This is a genomic window from Phyllobacterium sp. P30BS-XVII (assembly GCF_014138335.1).
Lineage (GTDB): Bacteria > Pseudomonadota > Alphaproteobacteria > Rhizobiales > Rhizobiaceae > Phyllobacterium > Phyllobacterium meliloti.
In genome coordinates this window covers 1,189,755-1,201,983 of record NZ_JACGXO010000001.1, presented here as the reverse complement: position 1 = coordinate 1,201,983, position 12,229 = coordinate 1,189,755, and the positions used below count along the sequence as shown (strand labels likewise).

Below are 12,229 nucleotides of genomic sequence, written 5' to 3'. Positions count from 1 at the left end.
CAGAGAGCTTCCTTTAGGGCGCATTCAGCAACCGCCAGCGGCGCCCCGCCCTCGTTGTGTCGGTATATAGACCCCACATCCCAAAACTGTCAACAACGATTTCAAAGTTTTTATCAAAAATGTGACATGAATTATCCACAGCCCCGTATTTGCTGGAGACAACGCTGGCAAATAAGCCGCCGAAGTGAATTGTGATCACCGTGGCCACAAACAAGCCCAATTCAAACCCTAGCGCTGGCTGCCATGCGTGGGGCTCATTCCAACGTATTAGGGCCAATGTATTATAGCGTGCCTCTATAGATATAGGCACAGTTCGGGTTCGGCGCGTTGACAGATGGAAGCTGCGAGGGCAAAACTGCGGCCTCGTTGACTTCGTACCAGTAAATGGCTGGTCGGCACGCGCCGGAAAATCAAGGTAAGCCTGCATCAATAACGGCGACAGGATCTACACTTAGTATCAGGATCGACACTTAGTATAATGAAAGAGTACGAGGGGCACTCATCAATCGATCCGGGCAACGAACCGCCGTTGATTACGGACGGGCGTCGCGGCCCGCCCGATCGCCGGGAAATTTCGGCGCGATGGCTGGCTGGTACTTTTCTGACGGGTATCACCTCGAGCATGTTGATGGGTGTTGCCTTGTTTGCGGCGCTTGATGGCCGGGAGCAATTGGCGACCCCGCCCGAACTGATGGCCCGCAATACAATGCCATCGGCCAAGGGCAGCAGCGATGTAACCAAAGGCGCCCGCGTTGCCGCAACCACACCGATTCGGCGCAACCGTGATCGCCGCCGCCTCGATGTATCAACCGTGTTTAAAGAGGGCGAACGGGACGTCATCCGCTCCACGCCTTTTGAATATGTCCGCATAGCACTGGCCTCTGTTCATAACAGCAACCGCAAATATCCCGGATTCAATCCGCTGGATGTGTTTGCCGAAGCCAATGAAGGAACTGACCCCACGCCCAAAACAGGTTTGATCTATGGCGCCAAGGTTGAAAGCGAAGTCAGCCTGCGCACGGTGGATTTTCCTCTGGCCACGGCGCAGTTTGATCCATCCGACGATCTGAGCGCTGATGAGGTGGAAGAAGTTGTCCGCAACACCGGCGCTTTGCTGACCGATGGCGCGGTGCAGGTGGCTTCGCTGCATTATGTTGATCCGCTGCGCTTTGGCGCTGATGAAGATCCTTTCAATCTGCGCAATCCGCTCGCGGTCAAGATCATTCAGGAAAATGTCAGCGTCACGCCGCGGGCCAACGAAGATGTGGAAAGCCACGGTTACTCCGAGGAACTCATACCGTTCCGCAATGACAAGGAAATCCTTAGCGCTTTCAGTGACGCCGGCTACGAGAATGATGATGCCATCGGCATGTCCGAGGCAATTTCAAAGCTCCTGAATTCTCCACGCCTGAAAGGCGGTAGCGTTTTGCGGCTCGGCATTGAATCGCGCGACAATGTCGACCGCATCATGCGCGCCAGTGTCTATAATGGTACAACGCATATACTGACCATCGCCCTTAACGATAAAGACCAGTACGTGCCTGCGGACGAGCCGGAAATGACGCCGGGCCTGCAGGTGGCTTTTGATGACAATCCACCTTCATCACGTCAGCCCGGCGATCTTCCAACGGTCTATGATGGCATTTATCGCGCGGGCATAGCCTATGGCATGACCGATACGATGATCCAGCAATTGGTCCGCATGCTGGCATCGGATGTGGATTTCCAGGCGCAGCTTTTACCGACAGACCAGTTGGAAGCTTTCTTTTCCCTGCCTGCCGATTCGGAAAAGGCCGGTGACGAATCGGAAATTCTCTATGTCGCTGCCAATTTTGGTGGGAACCTGCGTAAATTCTACCGGTTCCATTCCGGGGATGGCTCGACCGATTATTATGATGAGAACGGCAAAAGCTCGAAACAGTTCCTGCTGCGCAATCCCGTACCGAACGGTGTGTTCCGCTCGCCCTTCGGCATGCGGCGTCATCCGATTCTCGGCTATTCGCGCATGCACACGGGTGTTGACTGGTCGGCACCGCGTGGCACCCCGATTATTGCTGCGGGCAATGGCACCGTGGAACGAGCCGGTTGGACCAATGGCTATGGCAACCAGACAGTCCTTCGCCATTCCAATGGTTATGAAAGCAGCTACTCGCACCAGAACGCCATTGCGTCCGGCGTAACACCCGGTGCCCGTGTCCGGCAGGGCCAGGTAATCGGCTATCTTGGTTCAACCGGCCTCTCAACCGGTCCGCACCTGCACTATGAAGTTATCGTCAACGGGTCCAAGGTCGACCCGATGCGTATCCGTCTGCCGGGCGGCAGGGCGCTTGATGGCGATGATCTTGTTGCCTTCAAGCGCGAACGCGAGCGTATCGATCAGCTCCTGAAGGAGGACAACAACACCGCGCCGAAGATGGCAGCCAGCGGTTGAGTCCAATCCACCACTTATTCCTGAAATTCAACCGTCACGCCCTTTTGCACCAGCTTTGACAGCTCGGTTGCATCCCAATTCGTCAGTCGCACGCAGCCATGACTGTTCGTCTTGCCGATCTTTGAGGGTTCCGGCGTACCATGGATGCCGTAGGTCGGCTTCGACAATGCAATCCAGACAGTCCCTACAGGCCCGTTTGGTCCCGGCGGAATGGTCAACACCTTATCGTTTTCACCCTGCTTGAAGTTCAGCTTCGGATTATAGGTGTAGTTTGGGTTGAGGGCGATGCGCTCCACCTGAACGATACCCGACGGTGATGGCGTATCGGTTGAACCGATGGTGGCGGGATAGGCAACAACCAGCCGCCCCTCGGCATTATAGCCGCGCACCTGCTTGCGTCCCTTGTCAGCGATGATTTTCGTCACCGAGCCACCGACATTCTGGCCGGTACTGGCAACCTGAATAGCCACGCCGGGCTGATTGAAATCAACGCCGGGGTTGATCTCTTTCAAATACCCTTCATCCATGTGAAAGCGTTCGGCCAGCATTTCGGTGACTGATGTAAAGGCCATCCGCTCGAGCTGTGCCTTATGGCTGTAATCCTCAGGGATAGACGCAACGAACGGATAGGCTGCATCTTCCGAGCTGATCGTATAGGAAACAAAGGCAGGGCCGCCGGTTTGTTCCAGCGATGCTTGGATTCCCGCATCATTGAGCGGATCAAATTTCTGACCGGTCATTTCCTCGAAAGCTGCCACGGCCTTGTCGACATTGCCGCCCTTGCGACCGTCAATCACACCCGGTGATACACCAATACGATCAAGCAGAACCTGAATCGCGGCAATCTTGGCTTTGGCGCCCTGCCCCTTTGGCAATTGTACAGTTGGCGCGGGATTAGGGTGCGCCGGAATTGATTCCTGGGATGGCGGTGTCGCCAGATTCTCGCCGGGCATTTCTGGATCAATCAGACCGGGATTGGCGGGAGGAATGTCCGATTCGCCGTTTGCGGGCGGCAGCGGTGCGCGTTCAACCGTGCGATAGTCGCGTTCGGATGGCTGCTGCCTCTGATAGGAATCTCTTGGGCGATTCGCGTAAGGGTCTTCGGGGATAGAGCCCGTATCAAAGGAATCCTGCGGCGCATCGGGAAAATAATCAGCGCCCCGGCCATTATTGATATCATTGCGCGGCTCCTCGACCGAAACCACCCGTCCCCGACGATCCAGCGTCACGCGCCGACCATACTCGTCGAAATAAACGCGATACTCATCACGCCGTGCCCGCCGGTCTGATTCGAACACTTGCGCGACCATATATGGTGCCTGATTCGCGCTTTCACGCGCAGGCAAACCTGCAGCCTGCGCAGGCGCGACAGGCACAAGCACCGCCAAAGCAGTGGTAAAAATCGATGCAAACACAATCAAATGACGAAGCGCCATATTTTCCAACTTCCGGTTTCCGCTAACCTGTCCTTAAGCATAAATGACCGATTTTCCTGTCTTTATGGTTAATGCGGTTTTTTCGAGCCTTTTCTGCTGAATAAAACCGGTTCGATTTCAAACGACGGCTCTGTCATCGCATCTACAGGATGAACCGGACATGAAAATGGCCGCCAGACGGCGGCCATTTTGCTTCCATACCCCATTATATCAGGTGCTGTTATGCAGCTTCGCTCTTTTCCCGGTCCGGGGCAGACTTCACTGACCGGAAATTGAGCCGGTCTGAACCTGCCGTGATCTTGACCGTGGAGCCATCCAGAATCTCGCCAAGCAGGATTTTCTCCGCCAGCGGGTCCTGCACCTGCTTCTGGATCACCCGCTTCAGTGGACGTGCGCCATAGGCGGGGTCATAACCCTTCTCGGCAAGCCAGTTGGTTGCATCCTCGTCAATCTTGATGGTGATCTTGCGATCAGTCAGCAAGGATTGCAGACGCTGCATCTGAATAGCCACAATGGCACCCATTTCGTTCCGCTTCAGACGATGGAACAGAATGATCTCGTCGACGCGGTTGAGGAATTCCGGTCTGAACGAGGCCTTGACCACATTCATCACGTCCTCGCGGGCGCTTTCCACATCCTGATCTTCCCCAAGCGCGGTCAGATATTCCGACCCAAGATTGGATGTCATGATGATCAGCGTATTGCGGAAATCCACTGTACGCCCCTGACCATCGGTCAGACGTCCATCATCAAGCACCTGCAGCAGAACGTTGAACACATCCGGATGCGCCTTTTCAATCTCATCGAAAAGCACAACCTGATAGGGTCTGCGGCGAACCGCTTCGGTCAGTGCGCCACCTTCCTCATACCCGACATAACCTGGAGGTGCGCCGATCAGACGAGCCACCGAATGCTTCTCCATATATTCGGACATGTCGAGGCGAACCATCGCCGTCTCGTCACTGAACAGGAACGAGGCCAAGGCCTTGGTCAGTTCCGTTTTGCCAACGCCGGTTGGTCCAAGGAAGATGAACGAGCCAATCGGCCGGTTCGGATCTTGCAGTCCGGCACGGGCCCGGCGGACGGCCTTGGAAACGGCCTGAACCGCTTCACCCTGCCCGATGACCCGCTTGGCCAGCTCGTCTTCCATCCGCAACAGCTTTTCGCGCTCACCTTCCAGCATCCGGTCAACCGGAATACCAGTCCAGCGGGACACTACCTGCGCAATATGATCAGGCGTGACGATTTCCTCGACCATCGAGGTCGATCCATCCTGCTGTTCGGCCTGTGCAAGCTGCTTTTCCAGCTGCGGAATTGTGCCATAGGCAAGCTCGCCCGCCTTCTGGAACTCACCATTACGCTGGGCAGAAGCCAAAGCATTGCGCGCGTCATCAAGCTGACCTTTGAGGTCGGCCGCATGACCAAGCTTCTGCTTCTCCGCCTGCCACGTATTGGTCAGGCTGGTTGACTGTTCCTCAAGTTCGACCAGTTCCTTTTCCAGTCTTTCCAGACGATCCTTCGATGCATCGTCTTTCTCGACCTTCAATGCTTCGCGCTCGATCTTCAGCTGCATGATGCGGCGGTCGATTTCATCAAGCTCTTCCGGCTTTGAATCCACCTGCATGCGCAGGCGCGCTGCGCCTTCGTCAATCAGGTCGATAGCCTTGTCAGGCAGGAACCGGTCAGTGATGTAGCGGTTCGACAGGGTTGCAGCAGCAACCAGAGCCGAGTCGGAAATACGAACCTTGTGATGCTGTTCGTATTTTTCCTTCAACCCGCGCAGGATCGAGATCGTATCCTCAACCGTTGGCTCATCAACGAACACCGGCTGGAAGCGCCGCGCCAATGCGGGGTCTTTTTCCACATGCTTGCGATATTCGTCCAGCGTCGTTGCACCAACACAATGCAGCTCACCGCGTGCAAGCGCGGGCTTCAAGAGGTTCGATGCATCCATCGATCCTTCGCCTTTGCCTGCACCAACCAGCGTGTGCATTTCGTCAATAAAAAGGATGATGTCTCCATTGGCCGACTGCACTTCGGAAAGCACACCTTTCAGACGCTCTTCGAATTCACCGCGATATTTCGCACCGGCAATGAGTGCGCCCATATCGAGTGCCATCAACTGCTTGTCTTTGAGAGACTCCGGCACGTCACCATTGACGATACGCAAGGCCAGGCCTTCGGCAATCGCCGTCTTGCCCACACCGGGCTCGCCGATCAGAACAGGATTGTTCTTCGTGCGGCGTGACAGGACCTGGATGGTCCGGCGGATTTCGTCATCGCGTCCGATAACCGGATCAAGCTTGCCCGATCGCGCATCGGCAGTCAGATCCCGCGCATACTTTTTCAAGGCATCATAGGTGTTCTCGGCGGACGCCGAGTCGGCTGTCCGGCCTTTGCGGATATCATTGATAACCGCATTGAGGCCCGCAGCGGTCACACCGGCGCGGCTCAATATCTCCGAGGTCTTCGCCGATTTTTCAACAGCAAGCGCCGTCAACAGCCGTTCGACCGTAACGAAACTGTCGCCAGCCTTTTTGGCAATTTCTTCGGCTGTGGCAAAAACCTTCGCCAATGGCTGCGCGAGATAAAGCTGCTCATTGCCGCCGGTTACTTTCGGCAGGGCATTGAGCGCTGTCTGCAATCCAAGCCGCACATCGGCAATTCGACCGCCCGCCCGTTCGATCAACGATGCGGCAAGACCTTCCTCATCATCAACGAGAACCTTGAGCAAATGCTCCGGTGCAAACTGCTGATGGCTGGAAGAGAGCGCAAACGTCTGCGCGGACTGGATGAAGCCGCGAACGCGCTCCGTATATTTTTCAACATTCATTCTGTGTCTCCTTTTCTCCGGAGCCCTCAATCGGCACTCTGGAGTCCTCTGGTGACGGACCCCCTGCAAGAGGCAGATCCATACGCTTCTGGGCTCATATGGGAATGCTTTCCTGCCCCCGCAAGATACTCCCAAAGCCACAGACTTAAAAAAGAAAACGGCGCGGAAATCATTCCGCGCCGTTTTCAAAACCACGATGTATCAACAGATCAGACGTCAGATGGTTCAACCGCTGCCCGGCGCTTCTTGACTTCGGCAACAATGCCTGCCGGAGAAAGATCGTTTGACGTATCGGCTGCGGCGACTGGAGCAGCGCTTTCCTCGGTTACCCGCGGTTCACGTGGACGGGCTGGCCTGCGGCCACGCGGCGCACGGCGAGCCGGCTTTGCCTCGGCCACTTCCTCGGTTTCAGACCCAGCATCATCGTCATCATTATTGGATGATGCATTGGATGCATTCTGATCATTGGAGGTGTTCTGATCATACTGCCTGCGCTGCTGATGGTGCGGCTGGCGCTGGCTGACCGGCTCCTCGCCATAGGCAACTTCAGCGGGCGTGCCTTCAATCACCGGCTGCGGTCCGCTGCCATTGATCTGCTGGTGCTGAACCGGGCGGTCCTGCTGCTGTTCATTGCCATCATCATCGTAAACGCCATCATCGTCCTGATCATCGCGGTCATCGCGCTGATATTGGACAGGCGCTTGAGCCTGGGCAGCAAGAATGATTCGATTGTAATGTTCGGCGTGCTGAAGATAGTTTTCTGCCATCACGCGATCACCACTGCTCTGCGCATCACGCGCAAGAGTGGTGTATTTTTCGGCGACGTGCTGAGCATTTCCCCGGATTTTAACATCAGGGCCGTTGCTCTCATAATTACGGGAAAGTGGGTTGGGACCTTTGCGGTTATTATTACCGCGTCCGCGCATGCGCCTATTCTGCTGTACTGGCCTCATACTTATCTCTTTTCAGAAAATCAGGGGCGCTAATTTGCTCACCATTTGAGTCAAAAAGCTTCGCTTCTCAAGTGCCGACCTGAAGCGCGCCCCGCGCTTCAATCGCATCTAAAGTTTCATAAAACTTTTGTGCTTCCGCAAAAACCATTTCCCCAAGAACAATTCCGATGAGAAATCAAACACCCGGAAAATTCCGTATCAATCTCTTGATAGGCAAAACCAGACTTGTTCGGTTTAGAGCGGTGATTGGAAACTAGCCGCCTTCGCGACAAATTCCAAGCCTTTTTTCAATAATTTTATGACTTCATGAACAACATTGCTCTTTCATGCCCCCCGATATCCTTCTGCAGACCTTTCAGAGCGAAGCCCGTTCTTGCAAAAATAGCTTCGACATCTGTCCGTTGATCAAAGCCAATCTCCACCGCTACTGCCCCATCAGTGCGAAGATGGGCCTCCGCCTGTTCCGCGATAATACGATAGGGTTCGAGGCCGTCAGGTCCTCCATCAAGCGCCAGAAGGGGATCATGCACTGCGACTTCAGGTTGAAGGGCCGCAATATCGCCGGAGCGGATATAGGGTGGATTGGAAATAATCATGTCAAATCCGCCAGTTACCTCGGCAAACCAGTTGGAGCGCAGAGCGGCAAAGCGGCTGGATACATCGTTCAGACAGGCATTGCTACGTGCGGTGGCAAGAGCGCCTAGCGCCATATCAACGCCGATTGCCCGCAGGTTCGGCACCTGACTGAGCAATGCTATCGCGATTGCTCCGGTCCCGGTTCCAAGATCAACAAGGTCAGCAATTCCATTCTCGGTAACACGCTCACGCAGGAACGGCAGCGCAAGTTCGACAAGCGCTTCGGTATCCGGTCGCGGCTCCAGCGTGTCCACAGAAAGTAAGAATTCCAACCCGAAAAATTCGCGTTTACCGATGATCCGATGCACTGATTCGCCGTTGATTCGCCGGATAAGCACGGCATCGAGCCTGGCCAGCACATCTTTCGTCACGATGTTATGCGGATTACGGATCGTTTCGAGCCTGTCGAAACCGGTTAGCCATTCCACCAGAAGCCGTGCATCAAGGTCGGCTCCGTCAATTCCAGCTTTGGTCAGTGCCGAGCGCGCCTGAATATGGACGTCAGCAAGGCGAGCCTCAGCCATGCTTTCAGTATCCGTCATTCATCTGGGCGAGAAGCGCGGTCTGATAGTCCGAGATGAGCGCCCCGATCAGTTCGTCAAGATCGCCTTCCATGATGCGGTCGAGCTTGTAGAGCGTCAGGTTGATGCGATGATCAGTCACGCGGCCTTGCGGGAAATTATAGGTGCGGATGCGCTCCGACCGGTCGCCCGAGCCAACCTGACTGCGCCGCGCTTCCGAACGCTCGCTGTCAGCCTTTTGCCGCTGCATGTCAAAGAGCCGTGACCGCAACACCTGCATGGCGCGCGCGCGGTTCTGATGCTGGGATTTTTCCGCCTGCACGACGACAATGCCCGATGGAATATGGGTAATGCGCACCGCCGAGTCCGTCGTATTGACGTGCTGTCCGCCCGAACCTGATGCGCGCATCGTATCAATGCGAATATCTTCAGGGCGGATATCGATGTCGATTTCCTCGGCTTCGGGGAGCACAGCAACCGTTGCCGCAGATGTATGAATGCGTCCGCTGGCTTCCGTATCCGGCACGCGCTGAACCCGGTGAACGCCCGACTCGAATTTAAGCTTGGCAAAAACGCCCTTGCCGGAAACCATGGCTATGACTTCCTTATAGCCGCCAGCTTCGCCATCGCTGCCGGAGATCAGCTCGACCCGCCAGCCATTGGCAGCCGCATAACGCTCATACATGCGGAACAGATCACCACCGAACAGCGCGGCTTCCGAACCACCTGTTCCGGCGCGGATTTCAAGAATCGCATTGCGCTCGTCAGCAACATCCTTTGGCAGAAGCAGGACCTGAATCTCCTGCTCAAGAGATTCGATGCGGTCATTGATCTCGGGCAACTCCGCCTCGGCCAGTTCGCGCATATCCTTGTCTGTCGACGCATCGTTGAGCATGCTCTTCAGATCATCGGCCTCGCTGCGCGATGCGATCAGATCGCGAATCTTGGCAACGACAGTCTCAAGCTCGGAATATTCCGAGGCCAGCTTCACATAGGTGTCGGAATCCGGATTGCTCGCCATCTGCGATTCAATCATGGAAAACCGCTTCAGCAGCTGATCCATACGATCCTGCGGAATGGACATCATTTTAGTTTATTACCTCAGTAAATTTCACAGCGGAACGCCCGTTCGCTCTGCGAATTTGTTCAGGACATGCCGCAGGGAACCCGTATCGCCGTGATTGTCGATCACATCGGTCAATTGCGCATGCAACTCGCCGACATGAAGTGTGCCCAGCATTGCCTTAACAGGGCCAATGGAGGCCGGTGCCATCGAAATGGAGCGGAAGCCGAGGCCAATCAGGGCCATGGCTGAAAGTGGTTTGCCTGCCATTTCACCGCACAACGTCACATCCGTGTTGTTACGCACGCCCGCCTGCGCAATCTGGCGCAGCACCCGCAGGAACGGCACAGAAAGATTGTCAAAACGGTTGGTGATAATCGAGTTGCCGCGATCCACAGCCATGACAAACTGGAACAGATCATTGGAGCCGACGGAAACAAAGTCGACAACGGACATCAGTTCATCAAGCTGCCAAAGCAGGGACGGCACTTCAACCATCGCGCCGATCTTGACCCGTGTCGGCAGATTATAGGCAAAGCGTGACAGGTGCTGCACTTCGCGGTTGATCAGTTCGCTCGCCTTGCGAACCTCAGCCACTTCAGTGACCATCGGGAGCATCAGGCGTAATTCGCGCCCACCCGCTGCTTTCAGCAAGGCGCGAACCTGCGTGCGCAGCAGACCCGGACGGTCGAGCGTCAGGCGGATAGCCCGCCAGCCCATTGCCGGATTTTCTTCATTCGTATTGCTGCGGAAATAGGGAAGAACCTTATCGCCGCCAATATCGAGCGTGCGGAATGTGACCGGTCTTTCACCAGCGGCATCCAGCACCGAACGGTAAAGCCGCTCCTGCTGTTCCGCGCGTGGGAAAGTCGAAGCCACCATGAATTGCAGTTCGGTGCGGAACAGGCCAATGCCGGCTGCGCCCGCTTCCGTCAGTTGCGGCAGATCAACCAGCAGCCCCGCATTCATCAACAGGGAGATCGGCACACCATCCTTGGTAACCGACGGCTTGTCGCGCAACTCGCGATAGAGAGCCTGACGCTTGGCGCGGAACTTGACCTTTTCCGAATAGGCAGCTTCGACATCGGCCTGCGGGCGCAAATGCACGCGGCCATCATCACCATCGATGATAACAGCATCATTGTTTTCGGCCATGGACACGACGCCCTTGACCTGCCCCGCAACGGGAATACCCATCGCGCGGGCCACGATCACCACATGGCTTGTCGCCGCGCCATCTTCCAGAACCAGCCCGCGCAAACGCTCGCGCGGATAGTCGAGAAGTTCGGCAGCGCCCATCGACCGGGCAATGATAATGGCGTCCTTGGCCAGCGAACCGGCCATGGTTTTCACATCACGGCCCATCAACTGGCGTAAAAGCCGGTTGGCAAGATCGTCGAAATCGCTGAGGCGCTCGCGCATATAGGGATCGCTCAGATGCATCATCCGCGCGCGGGTATCGCTCTGGACTTTCTCAACGGCAGCTTCCGCAGTCAGACCATTGCGGATTGCCTCTTCAAGACGGCGCACCCAGCCCGTATCATGGGCAAACATCCGATAAGCTTCCAGCACCTCACGGTGCTCGCCTTCAAATGCCACGTCGCGGCGCGACAGCATGTCGTCAATGGAAATGCGCAGCGAACCCAAGGAGGTTTCAAGCCGATCGATTTCCGTATCGATGTTTTCGTTGAAAAGATTGGTGACAACAATGCGTGGCTCATGCAGCACCACATGGCCAAGACCAACGCCATCATTGAAGGCACTGCCGGAAAAACTCATGGGCTTGCCGAGATCAAGCTCAACACCCGGCCGTGCCAGCCGCGTAAGACTGCCTGCGGCAACCATTTCAGCCAGAACCATCGCCGTGGTTTCGAGCGCTTCCACTTCATCTTCGCGGTAAACGCGCTTGGTCCGGTTCTGCACGACGAGAACGCCGAGTGTGCGCCCTGCCCGCAGAATCGGTACACCAAGGAAGGAATTGTAGATTTCTTCGCCCGTCTCCGGGAGGTAGGCGAAGGCGGGATGGGTCTGGGCATCCGTCAGGTTAAGCGGGCGGGCGCTTGAGGCAATCGTACCGACAAGACCTTGACCGAGGCGCAACTGCGCCAAGTGAACGGCCGATGGGTTCAAACCTTCGGTTGCATAGAGTTCGAGGACGCCATCAGAACGCAGCACATAAAATGAGCACACTTCGGCGACCATGTTCTGCGCGATTTCGCGAACGATACGGTCAAGCCTCTCCTGCGGCTCAAGAGCCTCCGCCATCAATTCGCGGAGGCGCTTCAGCATGACACGAGGACCTGTAATCTGCTCGCGCGTGGGCACCCATCTGCTCCATAACAATATCGGCAAGACC

7 protein-coding genes are annotated in these 12,229 nt (G+C 55.9%); 1 reads left to right on the top strand and 6 read right to left on the bottom strand.

The genetic code is table 11. From position 1 onward, the window contains the following. Positions 1-478 precede the first annotated feature (478 nt). Positions 479-2,431 carry a M23 family metallopeptidase gene (locus FHW17_RS05975; RefSeq protein ID WP_112530492.1) on the top strand — a complete coding sequence of 651 codons (1,953 nt, stop codon included), beginning with the start codon at positions 479-481 and terminating at the stop codon, positions 2,429-2,431. Positions 2,432-2,445: 14 nt separating this feature from the next. Here the strand turns inward: FHW17_RS05975 and FHW17_RS05970 are convergent, their stop codons facing one another. The 6 genes from FHW17_RS05970 to ptsP all read right to left on the bottom strand — a co-directional run bounded on the left by FHW17_RS05970 (position 2,446) and on the right by ptsP (position 12,162). Further along, the gene (locus tag FHW17_RS05970) at positions 2,446-3,867 is read right to left on the bottom strand and encodes a L,D-transpeptidase (protein WP_182509385.1); all 1,422 of its coding nucleotides are present in this window, start codon (positions 3,865-3,867) and stop codon (positions 2,446-2,448) included. Positions 3,868-4,087: 220 nt separating this feature from the next. Next, positions 4,088-6,700, bottom strand: a complete 2,613-nt coding sequence (gene clpB / locus FHW17_RS05965; RefSeq protein WP_112530488.1) for an ATP-dependent chaperone ClpB — start codon at positions 6,698-6,700, stop codon at positions 4,088-4,090. A gap of 209 nt (positions 6,701-6,909) precedes the next feature. Continuing rightward, positions 6,910-7,653, bottom strand: a complete 744-nt coding sequence (locus FHW17_RS05960; RefSeq protein ID WP_112530486.1) for a DUF4167 domain-containing protein — start codon at positions 7,651-7,653, stop codon at positions 6,910-6,912. Positions 7,654-7,949: 296 nt separating this feature from the next. Further along, positions 7,950-8,813, bottom strand: coding sequence for a peptide chain release factor N(5)-glutamine methyltransferase (gene prmC, locus FHW17_RS05955; protein ID WP_182509384.1), 864 nt, complete (start codon positions 8,811-8,813; stop codon positions 7,950-7,952). A gap of 4 nt (positions 8,814-8,817) precedes the next feature. Further along, positions 8,818-9,897, bottom strand: a complete 1,080-nt coding sequence (gene prfA, locus FHW17_RS05950) for a peptide chain release factor 1 (RefSeq protein ID WP_182509383.1) — start codon at positions 9,895-9,897, stop codon at positions 8,818-8,820. 24 nt (positions 9,898-9,921) lie between these two features. After that, complete coding sequence (gene ptsP / locus FHW17_RS05945; protein ID WP_112530480.1) at positions 9,922-12,162, bottom strand: phosphoenolpyruvate--protein phosphotransferase; 2,241 nt, start codon at positions 12,160-12,162, stop codon at positions 9,922-9,924. Between the last annotated feature and the right edge of the window lie 67 nt (positions 12,163-12,229).